15 protein-coding genes are annotated in these 22,807 nt (G+C 42.0%); 3 read left to right on the top strand and 12 right to left on the bottom strand.

Annotated elements, in window-relative coordinates:
* Nucleotides 1-294: 294 nt before the first annotated feature.
* Nucleotides 295-1,503, bottom strand: coding sequence for an MltF family protein (locus JMW90_RS06845; protein WP_201562538.1), 1,209 nt, complete (start codon nucleotides 1,501-1,503; stop codon nucleotides 295-297).
* Nucleotides 1,504-2,643: 1,140 nt separating this feature from the next.
* On the bottom strand, nucleotides 2,644-3,462 hold the full coding sequence (locus tag JMW90_RS06850; RefSeq protein ID WP_201562540.1) for a Nif3-like dinuclear metal center hexameric protein: 819 nt from the start codon (nucleotides 3,460-3,462) through the stop codon (nucleotides 2,644-2,646).
* 291 nt (nucleotides 3,463-3,753) lie between these two features.
* Here JMW90_RS06850 and JMW90_RS06855 point away from each other — a divergent pair, with 291 nt between their 5' ends.
* The gene (locus JMW90_RS06855; protein ID WP_201562542.1) at nucleotides 3,754-5,082 is read left to right on the top strand and encodes a S1C family serine protease; all 1,329 of its coding nucleotides are present in this window, start codon (nucleotides 3,754-3,756) and stop codon (nucleotides 5,080-5,082) included.
* Between the two features lie 210 nt (nucleotides 5,083-5,292).
* Here the strand turns inward: JMW90_RS06855 and yfaE are convergent, their stop codons facing one another.
* The 10 genes from yfaE to JMW90_RS06905 all read right to left on the bottom strand — a co-directional run bounded on the left by yfaE (nucleotide 5,293) and on the right by JMW90_RS06905 (nucleotide 19,621).
* On the bottom strand, nucleotides 5,293-5,559 hold the full coding sequence (gene yfaE, locus JMW90_RS06860; protein WP_201562544.1) for a class I ribonucleotide reductase maintenance protein YfaE: 267 nt from the start codon (nucleotides 5,557-5,559) through the stop codon (nucleotides 5,293-5,295).
* Nucleotides 5,560-5,892: 333 nt separating this feature from the next.
* A complete protein-coding gene (gene nrdB / locus JMW90_RS06865; protein WP_201562546.1) occupies nucleotides 5,893-7,026 on the bottom strand; it encodes a class Ia ribonucleoside-diphosphate reductase subunit beta in 1,134 nt (377 codons plus the stop codon).
* A 91-nt stretch (nucleotides 7,027-7,117) separates the two neighbouring features.
* On the bottom strand, nucleotides 7,118-7,264 hold the full coding sequence (locus tag JMW90_RS06870; RefSeq protein WP_201562549.1) for a hypothetical protein: 147 nt from the start codon (nucleotides 7,262-7,264) through the stop codon (nucleotides 7,118-7,120).
* A gap of 98 nt (nucleotides 7,265-7,362) precedes the next feature.
* On the bottom strand, nucleotides 7,363-7,710 hold the full coding sequence (locus tag JMW90_RS06875; protein ID WP_201562551.1) for a hypothetical protein: 348 nt from the start codon (nucleotides 7,708-7,710) through the stop codon (nucleotides 7,363-7,365).
* A gap of 364 nt (nucleotides 7,711-8,074) precedes the next feature.
* Entirely contained in the window at nucleotides 8,075-9,769 is a 1,695-nt protein-coding gene (locus JMW90_RS06880; protein WP_201562553.1) for an AIPR family protein, read from the bottom strand.
* 225 nt (nucleotides 9,770-9,994) lie between these two features.
* Nucleotides 9,995-12,271, bottom strand: coding sequence for a class 1a ribonucleoside-diphosphate reductase subunit alpha (gene nrdA / locus JMW90_RS06885; RefSeq protein WP_201562555.1), 2,277 nt, complete (start codon nucleotides 12,269-12,271; stop codon nucleotides 9,995-9,997).
* A 698-nt stretch (nucleotides 12,272-12,969) separates the two neighbouring features.
* Nucleotides 12,970-13,329 (bottom strand): YbeD family protein, encoded by a 360-nt coding sequence (locus JMW90_RS06890; protein ID WP_227691892.1) that lies wholly within the window; start codon nucleotides 13,327-13,329, stop codon nucleotides 12,970-12,972.
* A gap of 184 nt (nucleotides 13,330-13,513) precedes the next feature.
* On the bottom strand, nucleotides 13,514-15,433 hold the full coding sequence (rpoD, locus tag JMW90_RS06895) for an RNA polymerase sigma factor RpoD (RefSeq protein ID WP_201562557.1): 1,920 nt from the start codon (nucleotides 15,431-15,433) through the stop codon (nucleotides 13,514-13,516).
* Nucleotides 15,434-16,138: 705 nt separating this feature from the next.
* A complete protein-coding gene (locus tag JMW90_RS06900; protein WP_201562559.1) occupies nucleotides 16,139-18,328 on the bottom strand; it encodes a DNA primase in 2,190 nt (729 codons plus the stop codon).
* A 213-nt stretch (nucleotides 18,329-18,541) separates the two neighbouring features.
* Complete coding sequence (locus JMW90_RS06905) at nucleotides 18,542-19,621, bottom strand: outer membrane protein assembly factor BamD (RefSeq protein ID WP_201562561.1); 1,080 nt, start codon at nucleotides 19,619-19,621, stop codon at nucleotides 18,542-18,544.
* An 848-nt stretch (nucleotides 19,622-20,469) separates the two neighbouring features.
* On the opposite strand from JMW90_RS06905, the gene JMW90_RS06910 reads away from it, so the two are divergent.
* Complete coding sequence (locus JMW90_RS06910) at nucleotides 20,470-21,657, top strand: RluA family pseudouridine synthase (protein ID WP_201562563.1); 1,188 nt, start codon at nucleotides 20,470-20,472, stop codon at nucleotides 21,655-21,657.
* Between the two features lie 66 nt (nucleotides 21,658-21,723).
* On the top strand, nucleotides 21,724-22,692 hold the full coding sequence (locus JMW90_RS06915) for a purine nucleoside phosphorylase YfiH/LACC1 family protein (protein WP_201562565.1): 969 nt from the start codon (nucleotides 21,724-21,726) through the stop codon (nucleotides 22,690-22,692).
* Nucleotides 22,693-22,807 lie beyond the last annotated feature (115 nt).

A 22,807-nucleotide genomic window follows, 5' to 3' on the forward strand; every position in this document is an offset into this window, starting at 1 on the left:
TCAGTGAGCTAAAGCGACAATTACACAGTCATCACGGGCTAAATGAGCATCGTAAGTTACGGTTTATTAAAGACTTTTTAGGCTCAAAGTCACTCAAATAGCATGAATTATGTCCATTAGCGACTACCTTCTACTTTTTAGCATGAATTTTGTCCATTAGACCAAAAACGCTACTGCTGGTACAAATTTTTTGCAGCCTCTGTCTGCATGGGCACAGCAAGCAAGAAAAATTGATACCAGCAGTACATAATGTGTCGATATTACTTTTCACTGACTATATCTGTAGAGGGCTGATCAAACCGTCGCGGTTTTTATCGTTTCAAGATAGCTTCTAATATTACTTACGTAATGCATGGCTTGACCATATCGGCTGTTTGACGCTTTATTATCAGACAGATAGGCATATATATTTGCCCAGCTTTTGTCATCGATACCCTTAGCGCTCAATTTTCGCTGAATACCTTTAACGGCATTTGGTCCCATGTTATAAGCGGCAAGCGCAAACCAAATACGATCCGTTTTTGGCACATCGGCGAAATCAGTTTTCATCTGCTCCAAGTAACGAGCACCGCCGCCGATACTTTGGTAAGGGTCAACACGGTCTGAGACGCCCATTGCCTTTGCCGTATTATTAGTCAGCATCATAATACCGCGTACCCCGGTCGGAGAAACCGCATTGGCATCCAAGTGCGACTCTTGATAGCCCATAGCAACCAAAAGCTCCCAATCGTGATTGTAGTTACGTGCTTGTTCTTCAAACGAAGACTGATAATCAGGCAGCTTTTCTGTCAATGTAGCCTTGAAATGGTCTTGACTGTAGGCATCTTTTAACAGATCTTGATTATAAAAAGCCGCTAGCTTTTGAGTATTATCAAGCTTGATGCTATCACATAAAAAATAGCTGGCTTTTTGTGACAAGGGATCGTTGGCAGAATTAAACGTCCAGCTTACTTTGGGATGCAAGCCATTTTTGGTCAAGCTAGCATCATAACCACAGCTGACATTAATAGAAGACAAGTTCAGCTGGCTTTTTAATTGGGTACTGGCCGTGGTCAATGCCATATCCGCATCACCTGACTGTAACGCTCTTAGCGCAGCTTCCTCATCAGCATAAGCTTTAAGAGTGACTTTTACCCCAAGCTCATCAGCATAGTTACGCGCTAAGTCGTAACCAAAGCCATGTTGGAAGCCATCGGTTGCAAAATAAGTGCTATCACCTGGGACAGCAGCGATGGTCAAGGTTTCCTCCAGCATCACATGGTCATAAGCTGGTACTTGGGTATTCATGGTCGTCAGACTCTCAGCAGGGAGTGAGAGTAGGGCGATGCTTGAGATTTGCGCCAATTTCTTGGTTTTGGCGAAACGAGTCACTTTGATAGATACAATAGCTGGAACGATGTTACTTTCGGTGTTTAGCAAGCGTTTAGATGGACGCAATATATATGAGATACGGCGTTTAGCCCCTCGCGCAGATGCTTTTGCACGATAAGTAATTCGCTGCATGGATGTCTCCTAATTTTAGCCATCCTACTTACCATAAAAATACGCGCTCATTTATGCCAATATCAGCAGCATAAATAGCGGTGCATCTTAAATACTATAAAATCTACATACTTGTTGAGCATATAAATCTCATAACATCTCGTTTAAATATAGCCGTACAGTCTCAGCTGGCAACCTTGTAGCAAAGGGTTTAAGAGCATAAAAGAGCACTCTAGGACCTGATTGCTAAAAACAGGCCGCAAAACACCACGAAGGCACTAAATCAGATGATTCCTTCATCAATGATAGACTTGGCTGTTGATTAAAACTATTTAAACGGAACTATTTAAACGACAATATTTAAAAGACACTTTAAAACATCGGTAAGGTCATGAATAAATTATTGGAAAAACGTGGCGTGAGCAGGATATGCTCAGAATTGTTACGCTGGTATGGATAATTAAATACTCTGACTATGTTGAGAGTAAATAGTCACTCATACCGTTTGTCCAGCAATAAAGACAAGCAAGTTAATCTGTCTAATAAATAAGACTGATCAATAAAAGCCAATGGTTAAAAAACCATCAAGCAGTTTGCTGTGCCGCTACTGCAACACTAAAATAGAAAATATCACCTTACTCAAGAATGTATAAGCCGAAGTGATATTGTATTGATTACTGTCTGCATTCCTATTAAAAAAGTAAAAACAATAGGATTTTAGACCTCAATCATCATTTTAGTGCCATAACCGGAAGCTGTAATAATGGGGAGTCTCATGACAAGACATTCTTTCTACAGATAGTAATATGCAGATATTCATCCGATTATTCAAGTGGGGTTAAGAGAATTGCGATAAAACTTAACAATAGCGCTATAGACGGTAATAATTTAGCCTGTTTTCTGTAGCATAATTTCGATTTAGTGAATATAAGTTTGTTTTATTAATGACAAAAGTGATAAAAAGGCATGTGAGCAAAAATCTGCTTATAGTCAGGGAAAAGTAATATCGATACATCAAGTAATGCTGATATTAATTTTTCTTGCTTGCTGTGCCTAAGCAGACAGAGGCTGCAAAAAATTTATACCAGCAGTACTGTAGCGTTTTTGAGATATTCTAACCATATATGCCTTTTTTAGGAGAAAAATCTGATTTTTTACTGCTTAAGCAGGATTATCGATATCGATAAAGGTCACTGGTAAGTCAAACTGCTGAGCAATGATCCTACCTAATGCTTCAATGCCGCCGCGTTCTGTCGCATGATGACCACAGGCAAAATAGTCAATGCCAAGCTCACGGGCGATATGAGTGGTACGCTCTGATATTTCACCAGAAATAAACGCATCACAGCCCATCAATGCTGCTTGCTCAATCATATCTTGTGCGCCTCCCGTGCAGATGCCCACTCGCTCAATTAACCTATTACTGGTATTGGTATCGACATTATACTCAGCGGCAATATGCAATGGTATACGCGCCAATGCTTGAGTAATCTGAGCGATAAGGCTTTGAGCATTTTGCGCGGTGCAAATGGCAATATTGCCAACGGGATGTGTCTCAGCAGGATACAGTGCTCCGATGATGGTCATGTCTAACGCCGCCGCCAATGTGGCATTGTTGCCAATGACAGGGTGGGCGTCGAGCGGTAGGTGATAGCCAATCAAAGAGATACCATGCTGCATAAGCTTGCGAATACGCTGACCTTTCATGCCAGTCAATGGTGCAGGTTCACCTTTCCAAAAATAGCCATGATGTACCATGATTGCATCAGCATTATCTGCAATAGCAGCATCAATCAATGCATCACAAGCAGTCACACCAGTGACAATACGCTCAATAGGTCGCCCGCCATCTATTTGTAGACCATTCGGTGCATAATCTTTAAAGGCAGTCGCTGATAAGTAATCATCACAAAATTCGGTTAAGGATTGTGCAGTAATCGTTTTATTTGATGATGTGGTTAAAATATCGTGCGCGCTCATGGCATTCCCTTATAACGATTTCAGTTGATAGTTGCAGTCGCTCAAATATTTATACCAAATGGATTATTTTTCATAATAACCATTTTTCATAATAACCATTTTTCATAATAACCATTTTAACATGATGCGGCAAAAGAATAGACAAGCCCACTAACTGAAACGGTACACGATGCGCTACCATTGTATTATGAGGACAGCTATAATTTACACATGTGAAAGTGCCTTATATCAAGGCGTACGCCTGATATGCCTTAATACCGATTGTCTATGTGAAATTATAGAGGTTTTTATATGTCGTCATCCCCGAATACCAATAACAAGGCTGGTCTATTAAAATGGTTACCTTGGATTTTACTGTTATTGGTCACTGCCGCCTTTATTTGGCTATTTGCGAGTATGAAGACAGCATCGGAGGCAAAATGGGAGCCGCCAAAGACCACGCCTGCTGAGCAGCAAGCTTCCGAGCCGGTATCGGATTCACCAACGCCTATCGCCTCATATCATAATGGTGTGGCTCGAGCCTCACAGTCTGTGGTCAATATCTATACCACGCAGACGATGGCAGAACACCCTTATATGAATGATCCAGCGTTGCGCCGGTTTTTTGAATACCATGGCGCACCGTCAGAAGAGCAGGGTAATACCAATCTGGGCTCAGGCGTAATTGTCTCAGAAGATGGATACATCGTGACCAATGCGCATGTAATCGAAAAAGCCGATGAAATTACCGTTGCTTTTAATGACGGTCGTAAAAGCCGTGCGAAGTTAATTGGCACAGATCCAGACAGTGATTTGGCGGTGATTAAAGTCGATATGACTGGGCTTACGCCTTTGGGCTTTCGTGAAAAACCAACGCTTGTAGGCGATGTGGCATTAGCGATTGGTAATCCTTTTGGCGTCGGTCAAACCGTCACCCAAGGTATTATTTCAGCGACCGGACGTACAGGGCTTGGCGTCAATAAGTTTGAAGACTTTATTCAGACTGATGCGGCTATCAATCCGGGTAACTCGGGCGGTGCATTGGTCGATGCGCGCGGTGAGCTGATTGGTATCAATACGGCTATCTACTCACGCTCTGGCGGCTCTATGGGTATTGGCTTTGCTATTCCTACCGCTATCGTTGAGCAAGTGATGAACGCTCTGATCAAAGATGGCAAGGTCAGTCGTGGTTGGCTCGGTATTGAGATACAGTCACAGCTGAGAGATCCCACACAGCTCGAAACGTCAACAGGCGTAGAAGTACTCAACGTGGTTCCCAAGAGCCCAGCTGCCAAGAGCGGTCTGAAAGTTGGTGATATTGTGTTGACCATTGATGGGGTCGAGATGACCGATGCCAATACTTTGATTCAGTATGTCGCTCGTAAAGCACCAAATACCACGCTGCATGCTCAAATCTTACGTCAAGGTAAGAATGCGCAAGTGAAGATATTATTAGAGGAACGTCCAGTTGAAGAGCCCGTCCCTATGCCCGTTGTACTCCAAGATGAGGCGCTTGATGGTAGTCAGCCGCCAAGCCTGCAAGCTCCAGAACAAGACACTCCTATGATGTCAGAGGCGGAGCGTGACCGTATGCGTGAAGAGCTTCTATTATTGTTCGAAAGAGATGGTGCACCTTTATAAAGAGAGTATTTTGTAGAGGATTTAATCTCTAAGAGCAACAACAAAAAGCACACTATCTTCTAGATAGCGCGCTTTTTTATTTAATTTAGGTACTGCTAATATTAATTTTTCTTGCTTGCTGTAGCTAGCCGACAGAGGCTGCAAAAAATTTATACCAGCCGTACCGTAGCGAGTTTAGGGTATCTTGACTGTGATTGATGAATTTAGCAGCTATTTGTCTATCCGCTCATGATTGACATAAATCACGCCTTGCACTCTACAGCAGCACGGTAGGATTTCATCTTTTTCAATCATGGCTAAGGGCTCAAAAGGATAATCGATAACATGTGAGCTGGCGATACGCTTGATGCGGCAGCTGCCACAATAACCTTCCTTACACTGGTAATTGATATCATGTCCGGTGCGTAGCAATCCATCAAGCAGACTTTCATCGTCATGCAAGTAAAATTGCTTCTTACTCGTCATTACCCAAGTCATGGTTTTATCCTATGTTTTTATAATATGGTCAATCCTAAATAAAATAAGTACAATTATTATAACGTGCTACTGCGATAAGTCTTATTTGCTTGCTGTGCCGATGCAGACAGAGGCTGCGCAAAACTTATCCCAGCAGCACTGCATTTATTCTATGATGTATCGACTATAGTCAGAGAAAAGTAATATCGATACATCAAGTACTGCTGATATTAATTTTTCTTGCTTGCTGTGCCTATGCAGACAGAGGCTGCAAAAAATTTATACCAGCAGCACTGTAGCGTTTTTGAGATATTTTAACTATATATTAAAAGCTTAATCTTGAAAAACTGTCTTCTATAACTCAAAATCATCAAAATCGCTGTCTGATAAGTCTGAATCAATCTGACCGACCAAGTACGAGCTTATTTCTGTTTCTTGTGGGGCAACTTGCACATTATCAGACGACAACCATGTATTAATCCATGGAATCGGGTTTGATTTAGAATTCGGGAAGGCGACCGGTAAGCCAACCGCTTCCATACGTAAATTGGTGATGTATTCGATGTATTGGCAAAGAATGTCTTTATTGAGACCAATCATCGAGCCATCTTTGAACAGATAACCTGCCCATTCTTTTTCTTGCTCAGCCGCTTTACGGAATATCTCGATACTTTCCTCGAAACATTCTTTGGCAATCTCGACCATCTCTGGATCATCACGACCGATGCGCATGAGGTTAAGGATATGCTGCGTGCCCGTTAAATGTAGCGCTTCATCACGAGCAATTAGCTTAATAATCTTGGCATTACCTTCCATCAGCTTGCGCTCAGCAAAGGCAAACGAGCAAGCAAATGACACATAAAAGCGGATGGCTTCTAAGACGTTGACTGCCATCAAGCACAAGTACAGCTGCTTTTTCAGCGATTTTAAATCAACGGTAATTTGCTTGCCATTGATGGTATGCGTGCCTGCACCGTATAGATTGTATAGTGATGAGCTGTAATACAAATCATCATAATACTTAGCGATGTCCGCCGCGCGCCCTAAGATATGCTCGTTCTGCATGATGTCATCAAAGACGATAGCAGGATCATTGATAATATTACGAATGATATGGGTATAGCTGCGCGAATGGATGGTCTCAGAAAACGTCCACGTCTCAATCCACGTTTCAAGCTCAGGAATCGATACCAGTGGTAATAGCACGACGTTTGGGCTACGACCTTGGATAGAGTCGAGTAGGGTCTGATATTTTAGGTTACTTATAAATATATGCTGCTCATGCGAGGACAGATTGCCATAGTCCATACGGTCTTTTGACACATCAACTTCTTCAGGACGCCAAAAGAACGACAGCTGCTTTTCAATCAATTGCTCAAAGATAGGGTGCTTTTGTTGATCGTAACGTGCCACATTGACCGGATTACCAAAAAACATCGGCTCTGTTAGCGCATTGTTTGGCGTTTGAGAAAAAATCGAGTAAGTCATGAGACTGCCTTTATAAGTGATACGGTTGTTAATTTAAAGTTTGAAATACTTCTTTCGAAAATATGGCTTTAAAAGTATTAGCAAGAATAGTCTATAAGTCTTCTAAGGATATTGGTATGGGTATTTGCCCATCATTCATTCGTTGTTTGGCTATTTCAACTAGCTCTAAATCATCTTGCTCTGAGTATGTATTTTTTAAATTCAAATTTTTGGTTTGTTCAACAACTTCCCAAGTCATGATAGCTTCCTTCCTACTTTTGATTCTATTATATCAACTCAAAATCCTAGATGTAGGACGCGCTTTGTGCAAAATTAGAGCAGGTTAAGCAAAATATATTACAAGTTCTCTAAAGATATTTGCTCTGCTGTCTGTCCATCATTCATATAAGCTTTGAATATCTCGCTAAGCTCGACATCATCCAATCCTTCCAGCTCATCGATAGCACTCTTGCGCAGTGTACTGAAATCTACGTCCAGTGCTTCTTTTTTTATCGGTCTTTTTACTGTCTTTTTTACGACCGGCTTTATGGCTTCTTTTTTTACTGCATCATGCCCATTTAGCTGCTGGCGCGCATCTTCGATATCTACTGTGACTTGGACGATGTAGGACTGACCATCGTTTAGGTCTGAAAATACGTTTGGGATAAACAAACCACCGTCTTTGATGATTGCGGTATATTGCACTCTATGACCTCCGTCATTTTTACTCTTTGTGTGTGTCAATTATAGCGGTAAAGCCAAAGGTTTTTTATTTAATAGTCATTATATTAAGTAGCCAATCCCGCCTACCGCTTGTATCTGCCTAGCCGCTGGCGTGCAGTCTATTGTGTCTGGTCACATTCCTGTTATCTCGATAATGCGCTCAGCCACAGCCTGCATCGCCATCGTCGTCAGCAGGATACCGCTATAGTCGGGGCTAAACAACCTTATTAGGGCATCGCTGGTTTTTTCTTAACGACTCTTTCGTTTGGGCTTAATTTGTAGGGTGCGCCTCGCGCACCTTTAAACATAGTTTCCATATCATTGGTGCGCTGGGCGCACCCTACGACTAAACTAAAGCTATTTGTTCATCTAAGTATTTCTTAAACTGAGACTGTATCAACTTTCTTGCTTCCGTAACGTTTTTGTTAGAAAGAGGCTGGTAACTTTGTATAGATTTTTCTAAGAAGTTAATTAGCTTGATGATGTCCATTTCAAGTTTGGTACTCAAGTACATCATATAAAAAAGTTTTTGATCACTCGCTATAAAATTAGTTTTTTCATACTCTTTTTTAGTTTGAAAGTACTCTTCAATATATGTTGGAGAGTCTTCTATATTAAACCAGTCGCTTACGAACAAAGTGTCATAGTATTTATTGAAGATTTCTTTTTTCTGATTAGTAGCTTTATCTGGCATACCATAAACAGAAATAAGTATTTGTCCAAATTTTTCCATACTTATCTTGTGCTTGTAATTTTTATTATCATCAAGACCAGTATCTCCAGTTTTACGAGCATATACAATATCATGCTCATTTAGAAACTGTTCAATAGATAGCTGTTCGCTTCTAAGAGACTTCAAATCAACATTTGCAATTGAATTTTGACTATTAGTATATTCAGCAATCTTATTGTTCAGCTCAGAGTTCTTTGATGTATTGAAAACTCTTACCAGAACTTCACTATTAGAAAGGTAATCCTCAAGATAGTTTGGATCACTGGCATTAAAAGAATGTATGGTTCTTAGGGATTGACCACCATTTAGAACTTGTATAGAGTTTAAACTAATTTTTACTTTCTTATTAGCATTTACAGACTCTGCTTTAATGTCGTTTGCTGTTAAGGTAAGACCGTTATTAAACATGAAAAACTTAGAGGGATCTTCTTTCAGACTGTCGTAAATATTTTGATTATATTTGGACTTGAGAACTAATCCTCTGACATTGTCGAATAATACGGAAATATCTATTTTCACTTTACTAAGGGGAGTTAAGTCCTCAATTGAATAACTTGCTCTAAGATTGTGATCGTCACAGGTAATTCTCACAATCTCTGATAAAGGTAATCTCAAAATATATGATTTTGAAGAAGAAATTGAGCTTTCTGAAAAAGACATGATTGCGTCATTGTCAACAATAAGTTCTGCATGAACTGGCTTAGGACGTAAGGTAACGAATTGACTTATTTCCTCTAAACCTATTGGAACTATTTCTAGACCATAAGATTGTTCAAATAGTGTCAAATGAGCATCTTTATTTTTAATTTCAATTTCTTCATTACTAACAACGTAAAGAGTAATCTTATACTCATCATTACTTGTAAGTTTTTTTAAAATATCCTCTGCTCCTATTTTTATCTTACCTTTAAGACTAGAAGTATTCTCAGTTGTAAGTGCGTTGATGAACTTAGAAGAGAGTATAGTGCTATTTACACTTTGTTTTCCTACTTTAAAGCTTTCTCTATATTTAAAATTAAATAGTTGAATATGTTTTTCATCTTCATTGATATAGATAGCATCTAGGCCAAAGTCATCAAAGTTATTGTTAAAAATAAGTTTGTTGAACTCAGTATCTGTAACAATGTCAGTGACATCAAACACATCACTCACACCCGTGATATGTTCAATAATAAAAAGGTAAAATCCTAGTCTTTCGATTTGAGTTAAGTCTAGGGCATCAGTGTTTATATTCATTACTTCGGTAAGAAGTTTGAAAGATTTCGCGCTTTTTCTTTTAATAACTTTAAAGTCATTTAAATTAGCCATCAAAAATTTCCCTATTTATTATATAACTTATTATTGTAAATTTTTAATACTGAAATTATTTTTTATTTGATTCTTATACGTGTTTTTATTACATTATCTGTAGGAAAATCAGAAAAAATTATGAAATTTAATAAATCAGAGCAAGACTAACAAACAGCGAGCTTAACCCGAAAGCCAAACCCGCTATCTATCAGAAATTCTATTTGAAGAATCTCTCCTGCAAACTTAAATCTTACATGCACCGCCAGCACAATCATCTTCCATATCCGCTTGCGCATCGTTCGCACCATCGCGAGTGTTATGGTAGTACAACGTCTTCACGCCCAGCTTATACGCGTTTAGCAAATCTTTTAGCAATATTTTCATCGGTACACGGCCACCTTCATAACGAACCGGATCGTAGTTGGTATTGGCAGAGATACTTTGATCGACGAACTTCTGCATGATAGCGACCAGCTTGATATAGCCATCATTGTTCGGCATTTGCCATAGTAGCTCGTACTGATCTTTTAGGGTAGCAATCTCAGGCACGACTTGCTTGAGGATGCCATCTTTTGACGCTTTGATAGACACCAGACCACGTGGCGGCTCGATACCGTTGGTCGCATTGGCGATCTGACTAGAGGTCTCAGACGGCATCAAGGCGGTTAGGGTAGAGTTGCGCAGACCGTGAGTGGTGATTTCAGTACGCAGCGTTTCCCAATCGAGATGTAGCGGCTCTTGGCAGATTTGATCCAAGTCTTTTTTGTACGTATCAATCGGCAAGATACCTTGCGAGTAGGTCGTTTCATTAAAGGCAGGACATGCACCTTGCTCTTTTGCCAATTTGTTTGAGGCTTTCAAGAGATAGAATTGCAACGCTTCAAAAGTTTGATGGGTCAGACCATGCGCGCTACCGTCTGAATAACGCACGCCATTTTTCGCTAAGTAATACGCATAGTTAATGACACCAACGCCTAACGTACGGCGGCGCATGCTGCCATTTTGCGCGGCTTTGACCGGATAGTCTTGATAGTCGAGTAGGGCGTCAAGCGCACGGACGATAAGTTCTGCTGGCTCTTCGATATCACTGACGTGCTCAACCTTACCCAAGTTAACCGCTGATAGTGTACAAAGGGCGATTTCGCCTTCTTCGTCATTGATGTTATCTAATGGCTTAGTCGGTAGGGCGATTTCCATACATAGGTTTGACTGGCGAATCGGCGCAACCGTTGGGTCAAACGGGCTATGCGTATTGCAATGGTCGACGTTTTGGATATAGATACGACCAGTGCTGGCGCGCTCTTGCATCATCAAGCTAAACAAGTCTGCCGCTGGGATTTGACGACTACGAATGCTTGGGTCATTCTCGTACTTGGTATATAGCTCTTCGAATTTGTCTTGATCTTCAAAGAACGCATCATACAAGCCAGGGGTATCACCCGGTGAAAATAGCGAGATGTCTTGACCTTTAATCAAACGGGTATACATGGTTTTATTTAACTGTACGCCATAGTCCATATGACGGACACGGTTGTCTTCGACGCCGCGGTTGTTTTTGAGTACCAATAACGACTCAACTTCTAAATGCCATAATGGGTAGAATAGAGTAGCTGCACCGCCACGTACGCCGCCTTGTGAGCAACATTTAACTGCTGTTTGGAATAGTTTGTAGAATGGGATACAACCAGTATGCTGGGCTTCGCCGCCACGGATAGGGCTACCAAGGGCGCGGATACGACCCGCGTTGATGCCGATACCGGCACGCTGAGAGACATAGCGTACGATGGCGCTGGTGGTCGCGTTGATTGAATCTAGGCTATCGCCACATTCAATCAATACACACGAGCTGAACTGGCGTGATGGAGTGCGCACACCAGACATAATTGGCGTTGGTAGTGAGATTTTGAACTCTGAAGTCGCATCATAGAAACGCTTAACATAGTTCATACGCTCTGACTTTTCGTAACGGCTAAACAAGCACATCCCAACTAACATATACAAGAATTGTGGGCTTTCAAAAACGGTCTTAGAGACGCGATCTTGTACGAGGTATTTACCTGCCATTTGCTCGACAGCCGCATAAGCCAAATTCATATCGCGCCAGTGGTCAAGATACTCTTCTAATTCATCAAATTCAGCACGGCTATAATCGGCTAGGATATGCTGATCGTATTTACCAGCGTCTGTCAGTTTTTTGACATGATCATAAAGGGGCGGCGGGGTAAATTTATTGTAAGCAATCTTACGCAGATGGAAGATAGCCAAGCGCGCCGCTAAATACTGATAGTCGGGCGTATCTTCAGAGATAAGATCAGCGGCTGACTTGATGATGGTCTCGTGAATATCACGGGTTTTGATACCTTCATAAAACTGAATGTGTGATTTTAGCTCCACTTGTGACACCGACACATTATCTAAACCGTGAGCTGCCCACTCGATAACCTTGTGGATTTTATCTAAATCAATTGGCTCTAAACGTCCATCACGTTTGGTTACTTGGATTTTATCGATATGTGTCATGCTGACCTCGTAAGTTGATTGCTTGGTAATTGTTTATTTAATGACTTATTAGTGATGCTGCGCAGTGTAAAAACGCCAAGCATTTTTTATAACGCGATATATATTCTCATAAAAGAGTGTTTTTTTAAGGCAAAAGCTAGCCACGGCTCATGGTGATGGGTAAAATCACTGAGCACTACATATAGCGTGTTTATTAATAGATGGACACAATATAGCGGGAAAATTTTGAAAATACTATATTGATTTTAGAGTGAAACTATGTTGCTGAGGGCTTATGAGGTGTCTGAATTTTGGCAAAGGGCGATGGCATAAGGGTTAGACGCAAATGAGCTCAATAATAAATTTTTTGTAAAAATCTAATCACTCTTTGCTTTTTATTTTCTCGTAAATTGTTGACTAATAAAAGTATCATTAGTGAAAAGTAATATCGACACATTATGTACGGCTGGTATCAATTTTTCTTACTTGCTGTGGCCATGCAGACAGAGGCTGCAAAAAATTTGTACCCGCAGTACCATAGCGTTTTTAGAGTATTTTGACGATAGTCATGACAATAAGAATGCGGGCGCAGATTGTACATCAAACCATAAAAAATCGCCACCCATGTGAGTGACGATTGTCATTATCTTAAGTGAGTTTACGCTCATGATAGTAGGGTTTGATAGATGGCAGTAAGAGACTGCCAATCCTATCATAAGTTACATCACAATGCGTACGGTCTTAGCCGCATCAAGAGACGCATATAGGGTATTGACTTGCTCAGCGGTCGTTAAGTATAAGTTCACCCGTATAGAATGAAAGCGTCCTGTCTTTGACGGCTTGACTTGCATAGACGCTAAGTCAAAATCAGGAAACTGGCTGCCTAAAATGAGTTTGACTTCATTCAACAAAGTCTCATGCTCACCTTCATTACCGATGATACTCATCGGGTAATTCATCGGAAAATCCCACAACTCAGGATTTTGAATGTCGGTCTTTTTGCCTTTGATTTTATCATTGCCTAACGATATTTGAGAGACGTTGACATCTTTTTTAGGATCTTGTTGATTATCGCTCATGGGTGAGTCCTTAATGCTATTTTATAATGGGTCTTAGGTCTTAGGTCTTAAGCTTGGCTGATATTTTAACAAACGACCGTCAATTAACCACAAAAAAGCTGAGACGCGCTCAGCTTTTGGGCTATATATTCTGCGATAGCTAAAGACGGTATGCTAAAAATCTACTGTCTTTATAAGGGGCTTATCAGTCATTTTCAAGGAAAGAGCGCAGATGCTCAGAGCGTGACGGATGGCGCAGTTTACGCAAAGCCTTTGCCTCAATCTGACGAATACGCTCACGCGTCACATCAAACTGCTTACCGACTTCTTCCAAGGTATGGTCGGTTGGCATATCGATACCAAAACGCATTTTAAGCACGCGTGCTTCACGCTCAGTCAAGTTACCTAGTACATCACGTGTCGCTTCACGTAGACCCGCAGCCGTTGCATCATCAACAGGGCTTGATATCGTACCATCTTCGATGAAATCCCCTAGGTGCGAGTCTTCATCATCACCGATTGGCGTCTCCATTGAGATAGGCTCTTTGGCGATTTTTAGCACTTTACGGACTTTGGCTTCGTCCATCTCTAAGCGTTCGCCCAGTTCTTCAGGCGTTGGCTCGCGTCCCATTTCTTGCAATAATTGACGAGAGACACGGTTGATTTTATTAATCGTCTCAATCATATGCACCGGGATACGGATGGTACGTGCTTGGTCAGCGATAGAGCGAGTGATTGCCTGACGAATCCACCAAGTCGCATAAGTTGAGAACTTATAACCACGGCGATATTCAAACTTATCGACCGCTTTCATCAGACCAATATTACCTTCTTGAATCAAATCCAAGAACTGTAGACCGCGGTTGGTGTATTTTTTGGCAATAGAGATAACGAGACGTAAGTTCGCTTCGACCATCTCTTTTTTGGCACGGCGGGCTTTGGCTTCACCAATAGCCATACGTCGCGCCACGTCTTTCATATCGTGAATTTCCATCTCGAGCTTATGCTCGTAATCACGGATAGCACGTTGCAAAATTATCACATCGTCGGTGACTTTCTCTAAGGTCGCAGCAAAAGCTGGCTTGCCTTTGATACGCTCAACCAACCAATCAACGTTGGTTTCATTACTTGGGAAAGTCTTACGGAACTCATCACGCGGCATACGACCACGGCGAATCACCAAACGCATGATTTGACGCTCTTGCTTACGCACATCATCATAGACATCATGCATGATGGCCATGACTTGGTCTGACAAGCGATTGTTAAGCTTGAGCATCATAAAGCGGCTAGCGAGCTGCTCATAGGCTTCATTGGCTTGAGCACTACCACGACCATAATCGAGCAATGCTTGCTTGGCTTTAATAAATAGATGCTCAATCTCTTCTAGACGCAGGCGCACTTCTTCTGGATCGATACCGCTGGTTTCTTCTTCAGCGTCCTCTTCCACGTCGTCGTCGTCCTCATCGTCATCATCAAGCCCAGATTTTGCATTGGCTTTTGGTTTGATAACCGGTGGGTTTTCTTTTTCTTCTTTGATGCGCTCGCGCTCTTCTTTCGCCGCTTCTTTGGCTTCTTGAGCCGCGATTTTGTCTGCTTCGGTTTCAGGATCTAAGAAACCTGTGATGACGTCAGACAGTTTTTTCTCGCCATCTTGAACTTTTTGGTACTCGTCAAGGACGAACTGTACCGTACCTGGCCAGTACGACATGGCGTGCTGTACGTCACGGATACCTTCTTCGATCCGCTTGGCAATGGCAATCTCGCCTTCGCGCGTTAATAGATCAACCGTACCCATCTCACGCATATACATACGCACAGGATCCGTGGTGCGACCAGGTTCGGTCTCAACAGACGCTAGTACCGCCGCTGCCTCATCCGCTGCCATGTCATCATCACTTGAATCGTCGTTCATCAAGATGTCATCGGCGTCGGGCGCAGATTCAAAGATTTTGATGCCAACGTCGGTCAGCATTTGCACAATATCTTCGATCTGATCGCTTTCGGTAATAGAGTCGGGCAGTTGGTCATTCACCTCAGCATAGGTTAAATACCCTTGCTCTTTACCCATTTGGATTAAGGTGGCCAGTTGAGATGTGGACTTAGAAACTGACTTATCGTTCATAAATACTCGCTTACTTGCATCGGACATTTTTATATTGTGACTGGCTATCGCTCGCTGGGTGCGTTGATCTTATCAATCGATTGATCAAAATATGGCGTAAAGGTAGTCAATAATATCAAAAATGAGTGGATATGAATAAAGGCTCAAAATACTACAATTACAATGCTACAAAACCGCTAAAAATTGGTAACGCTCAAAAACTTATCAAATAATATCTAAAAACAGAGGTTTTAAAATGCGATTTAACAATGACATTCAAAAATTTATACCTAAAACTGTGCTCAATCATACGTGCGTATCGTCATTTTGTCGTTATTCATTAAGCCATGCTATAAATAGTTAGCGACACAGTTTAACACAGACCAGTGTAATCAAGCACGAGGTAGTGATATCTACCGACTGTTTTTTACTGATTATTTACCATCAGTTAAGTGTTTGGCACTCTTTTAAGGTCGGCTTAGACAACAGGGCATAATCATTAATAGTGGGGACAATGTCGACCCTTTTAAAGGGTAGCTGTTTTATAAATAAAATCTAATGACTATAGTCCGTTCAAAATAAAAGCGATACGATTGTAATAACGTGCTATTGGCTATAATTTTTTCTTGCTTGCTGTTCGCAGACATGACAGAGGCTGCAAAAAATTTATAGCCAATAGCACTGTATCGTTTTTAAAATGAATCAACTAGATATTAAGGTTTAGCATTAAGATTTAACCGTCGCCATTTGTGCCGATTGCTCTGCTTGCTGCGCACGTAACCAGTTATTTAATAACTGTGCTTGTTTTCGGACAATCGCCAGTTTTATGTTGTCAGGATTTTTAATTAAATCTTGTGTTTTCTTTTTCATATGGCGTTCAATCAGTTGGCTGACCAACTCTTCAACCAAACCATCGAGGCTCAAGATATTACGGCTGGTCAGGGCTTTATAAAAGCTGCCCCAATCCCGGCTAAGCGTCTCTTGGGTCAAGGGTTTGACGTTAGAGAGAATAAAGTGCGCGGCCGCATTGGCATCTTTTGGCAAATAATTCAGGCAGCGCTTAATAGTGCTGACCACATCAAGTAGCGCCTCGTCCTGCAAATCTTCCCAAGCCAGCGGGCGTAATACATCTGCCGAGGCTTTTTGCTTAAGATGAGCGGGCAGGTGCAACTCATGAATACCGGCTTGTTGCCAAATGGCTTCAATAGGATCATCAATCAAGGCACGCGGCTGGAATACAAAGCACAGTTGCAGCTGCTGACTGATGGTCATCTCACCATCAAAATCTAGCAGGGCATCTTTGGCTTCGATGTTTTGGCTACGCTTACCGCCAAGCTTTTGATAAATGTCATTATTGAGCAGGTAGCGAAAGCTACTGCCTTTTGGTAAGGCGGTAGTCAAGGCGCGTACTTGTGACATGAGCTTGGCTTTGCCTTCCACCAAACTCAAATCATGACGCTCACTTAAATAGGCAAAGATATACTGTGATAACGGCATGGCGTTTACGATTTGCTCACGCATGGCATCCGCGCCCTGACTTTTGATAAAGGTATCAGGGTCATGATTGTTGGGCAGCGTTAAAAACCTCATCTCTTTGTCATCACTGAGTACCGGTAGCGCCACTTCAAGCGTGCGCCAAGCGGCTTTTTGTCCAGCGCTATCACCATCAAAGCTCAAGGTTAACGTGGGATTTAGTGTTAGAAGCCGTGAGATTTGGCTCTCATTAATCGCCGTGCCCATCGACGCAATAGCACCATAAATACCGACTTGATACAGGGCAATGACATCCATATAGCCTTCGACCACCAGCCAGTCATTTGCGCGTTTTTGGCGTGATTCGTAATAGCCGTACAGCACGTGCTGCTTATGAAAGACGGGCGAGTCGGAGGAGTTGATGTATTTGGGCTTTACCTCATCATCAAGCGCACGACCACCAAAACCAATGGTGCGTCCTTGATTGTCGCGAATCGGGAAAATAACCCGATCACGAAGTAGGTCATAATCGCGTCCAGATTCTGAGCGCCGCACTAAACCAAGCGCCTTTAGACCTTCAATATCTTGCGGAAACTGATGCTCAAGATGCTGCCAACCAAAGGGCGCATAGCCCAAACCAAACGTGTCAAATATTTCATCGCTGATACCGCGCGATAAAAAATAATGCTTGGCATGAGGGTGGGTGCTGAGATTGTGCTGATAAAACTGCTGTATTTTTTCTAACAGCTCGTATAGGTTACCGTCTTCATTGTTGTCATCGTTATTGTTATTGTCATTATCAAAACTATGATTTATATCACTGTCATGCAAGCCTGCCATACCACTTGCCAACCACGCAGGCGGGTAATTATTATCAGCTTGATACTCTGAGCCCTCATCATCCGTCATATAAGGTACAGAGTCATAGCCATAGGCATCTAACGGCGGGGGGTTCTCATAGCTATTGCTATCTTTGTAATTACTGTCTTTATAATTACTATCGTTATAATCTAGTACCATGTGCCCTGATGGCACATCAGCAGATACTTGCTCAGGGTTTAAAGGCTTGTTTGGTGCTTGAGTTACTGCTGCTGCTGGCTTTACCGTTGGCGTTTTTTTGCTACGCTGATAGCTGACATTTTGCTGCTCTTCTTTTGGCACTTCAATGCCCGTCTGCTTGGACAGCTCATTGACCGCTTCGATAAAGGTCAAGTTTTCATAATCACGTAAAAAACTGATGGCATTGCCACCGACACTGCAGCCAAAGCAGTGGTAGATGTTTTTTTGTGGATTGACATAAAAAGACGGCGACTTCTCGCCATGGAAAGGGCAGCAGCCTTTAAACTCGCTACCCGCACGTTTAAGCGTGGTATGACGCCCAATGATACTGACTAAATCAGCTTGGCTATTTAATTGTTCGAGAATGTGATTTGGGATACTCATGTGAAAAACAGTTTACCATAGGTGTGCGTTATTTTAATGCAGAACCAATATTGCATGCAGGCAATATAAAATACAAACATTGATGCAAAAACCAAAACAGAAAAAATAAGGCCAACCGTATCGTTGACCTTATTCTTAGTGACGTCTGTCGCCATGACAGCGCTATTGATTAAAAGCGCATAACCACTCTCAATCTATTATGCCAAAATAGGCTTAATTACCATCGGTCATATCGATGCTATCTGTTTCAACCGCACCTAAGCGCACACGGCTATTGTCATTCGTCAGACGCAGCGCAGAAGTGCTGCTTGGCGCGGCTGTATTTACCGCATTGTCGCTTGGCAAGCTTAATTGAGCGGCGTTACGAATGACTTGAGTTTTAGTCGCACCGCTATAATTGCCAGTTGCAACTGTGGTGTCTTTATTAAAACGGCTCAGCTGTCCAAAAGTCAATTTATTGACCAAAGTACGCTCACGTTTGGTATTGAGCTTGACGCGTCCATCAGCGCTTAGCATATTTGGATAATTAATTTGCAATAGGGTTTTGTACTCTTTTGCCAAATCAGTTAGACCCAATTTTTCATGGCTATAAGCAAGGACGGCAATCGCATCTGGCACAGATTCGCTCAGCGGATAGTACTGAAAGACCCATTTGGCACGATTGACAGCAGCCACATAAGCTTCACGTTCAATATACCAATTAGCAGCGCTCATCTCGCTTTCGGCAAACTGATTGTAAATAAAGGTCATACGCTGAGCGGCATCAGGGGCATAAGGGCTATTTGGGTATTTGTTCAGCAGCTCTTGGAAATTGGCAAAAGCAATACGGTAATAAGCAGTATCGCGCTCCGCTTGATTGAGCTTAAACAGCTTTAGACCTTCAGATGAGCCTTGCATATTGGCAACGCCGCGTACATAGTAAGCGTAGCTCACCTGCGGGTTAGACGGGTACAGACGAATGAACTGCTCAGCACTGGCAGCAGCGGTTTCGTATTGACCACTCTCATACTGTGCATACATCATATCGAGCAATGCTTGCTCTGCGTATTGTCCAGTCGGGTAAAAAGTACGCAGGTTGGTCAAGTCTTCGATCGCTTGGGTATAGCGACCTTTATCAATCTGGGCAATAGCGTCATTATAATATGCTTGCTCTGACTTCTCAGCAGTGACTACGGCATCGACGTCTTTACCGCCGGTTAGATTTTTAAAGGTTTGACAACCCACTAAATTGACACTCAGGGCAAGTAAAGTGATTGAGGACAGTTTGATAAACGTATTGCCAACAGCTTGCATACTTCTTCTCCGACACAAGACGTATAATAGCAGCGACGCTATCATACTATTTAGTAGATTGATGATAAAAAACGATGCTTAGCGCATCAATAATGGTCTATTATTTTACATGCCAATCACTGAGCATGCGTATTATCGTTATAAAAACATGCTCATTAAAAAACATAGTTATTAGAAGAACATGATTATTAAAAGAACATGATTGTTAAGTTATTAAGTTATTAAAAAATTACTCTATGAAAATGTCATGCAATACGTGCATCACATTAGACGCTTTTATAAAATTGGAAGCTTTTATAAAATAGTGGCAATGACTATACTCTCATCATAAGATTTACTGTAATCCGTATGCCAATAACGATACAGTGCCATAGCATACAGCAAAACAGGGCTTACTTTATAGAATAACATTTGCTGCGTCTATTTTTTCATGAGCTATTTTGTAGTTAGGCACATCGCTGGCTTATTCTATAATGAATTTTTATTCAGTGATACCTTAAATCTAGCACAATGTTAAATCCTCATACTCAGTATGCTTTGCGCTCGCTAGTTTAGCATGAGCAATTATTGCAGGCGACATCCAAACGTGCCGACAGCGACAAATATACAGTAAATTACAGCCATGTTATATTTTAGAGAGCTAATGAGTGCTATAAATTGCCAGATAACCTAACAGCTTTTATAGGGCTTAAAGGCTGAACATGTTACACTAGATCGATATGACGACCATTTTTTAATGATGACCATGCTTATGGTCAAAAGCGCCGCCCTGTTTTTTTATGAAGTTCTCTTACAAAACATCGTCAGAGACTTTGCTATATATAAATCTGCTACGAATACATGATGCTATGACTATCAATTTACCTGAGAATCAATCCACTCAAGATTCATTACTTAAAGACTTATCAACGCAAGGTTCACCTGTGCAAGAATCAACGATACCCAATGAATTATTAACTACTAATGAGCTGCTTGATGAGCATATGGACGACGAGAATGTGTCTGATGAGCTGCTTGATGAGGAAGACGAGCACAGCGATGATGCAAGCTCAGTAGCGGGGCAAGCGATGCCTGTTATTATCGATGTGACGCATACAGTGCTAGAAGAAGAGGCTGGTTTGCGTATTGATAAGCTGGCATCAAAAATATTTACTGATTTTTCACGTGTCCAGTTACAAGGCTGGGTAAGTGATGGCAGCTTGCTTTATAACGGTAGCGTACAAAAACCAAAGATTCGCGTCAAAGCCGGTGATATCTTGCATCTGTCGACGACTTTAGAGCAGCATAGTGAAGATCAGCCAGAAGATATCGCAATCGACGTGGTGTATGAAGATGATGACGTATTGGTCATCAATAAGCCAGTCGGCATGGTCGTACATCCAGGTGCGGGCAATCAAACAGGCACTTTAGTCAATGCGCTTCTGTATCACTATCCGCAGCAGCACCATTTGCCGCGGGCAGGCTTGGTACACCGTATTGATAAAGATACCTCAGGGTTATTGCTAATTGGTAAAACCAAGCCTGCACAGCTCGCGCTGATGGAGCAGCTAAAAGACAAGTCAGTATATCGTCATTATCAATGTGTGGTCGCAGGGGATGCAGCAAGTCTATCTCGTCATCGCCGTATTGATGCGCCAATCGGACGCCATCGTAATCAGCGTACCAAAATGACGGTGATGACAGCAGGACGCGAAGCTGTGACTCACTTATTGAAGGTGACCGCGCTTAATGGTAACTATTGTTTGCTTGATATCGGGCTTGAGACAGGGCGTACGCATCAGATTCGCGTGCATCTGAGTCATATTACTTATCCTATTGTTGGTGATAGAGTCTATGGCGGTCGTCGTCAGCTACGAGCCGGTCTAACAGAGGCGCAGCGTCAAGCGATTAATAATTTCCCGCGTCAAGCACTCCATGCTTATATATTGGGTTTTGTCCATCCAAAGACTGGTGAAGATATTGAAGTCACCACGCCAATGCCTGAAGATATGCAGCAATTAATGGCGGTATTAAGTGACGGCTATGATGACGAATAAGCGATGACGAATAAGCGATGACGAATAAGCGTTACAAAAACGCTTTATTAAAACGGTAAATCCGCCATGAAAAAGACGCTTCCTATCACATTGTTGGCTCAGATTGATGGAGTGGCTGTTTTTCAAACGGCTGCTTTCTCCGATATGGAGTGTTCCAGTATTGATATGGCTGGGTCTGAAATATATCAGCATATGTATCAGTCGGAAAATCAACAACAGCAAGCAAGTTATGGCGAGCTGAACTTGGGGCTGCATGTCCATGACGATGCCAGCGCAGTATTAGACAATCGCATGCGCGTGCTTGCTGCTATCAATGAGCAGTTGCTAACGCAGCGAGATTTACCTATCAATAGTCTGCCTATTAGAGCGCTTCACTGGGTCAATCAAGTCCATGGCAATCATATCCATGATACTGACACAACAGTCCTCAGTATAGAGCCTATGGCAGCTGATGCTATGGTTAGTAAGCAAAATGGTGTTGGGCTTGCGATAATGACAGCTGACTGTGTGCCGATTGTTCTTTATCAGCCAGCAACTGGGCAGATAGCAGCGATTCATGCTGGCTGGCAAGGTCTGGCATGTGGCGTGATCAAAGCAACCGCTGAACGCTTTAACGATAGCGGCGAGATTATGGCATGGATAGGCGTTTGTATCAGTCAGGAAAATTATGAAGTGGGTAGCGAAGTCCGAGATAAGTTATTGGCAGGTTGCATCGAGAATAACGCTTTGACGATAGAGGCTATGAGTAGTTTTGATAAGCGCTATGTAATTGCGTCTGCAACTAATCACTCAGATGAACGTAGTACAGCGGATACGCTATATAATGCGCCAGTTGACGCCCATAAGATTAAAATAAATTTACCAAAAATTGCGGCGGATCAATTGCAAGAAGCAGGGATTGTCGTGTGCAATGAGTCTCCTGTCCCTTGTAGTTATGCTGACGGGCATTATTATTCTTATCGGCGTCAGACTCACTTGCAGCAACCTGCAACGGGACGCATGGTCTTGATTATTACGCGCAGTGCTTCTATATAGTAATCAAGTCCTGACATAGTAACTAAGTCATAAGATAGTAACTAAGTCATAACACAGTAATTAAAGCATAATTGTTTAAAATAGCAATTGTCGCATAATAAGGGCATCTTCTTAT

It is taken from the genome of Psychrobacter glacincola, assembly GCF_904846215.1.
GTDB classification, from domain to species: domain Bacteria; phylum Pseudomonadota; class Gammaproteobacteria; order Pseudomonadales; family Moraxellaceae; genus Psychrobacter; species Psychrobacter glacincola.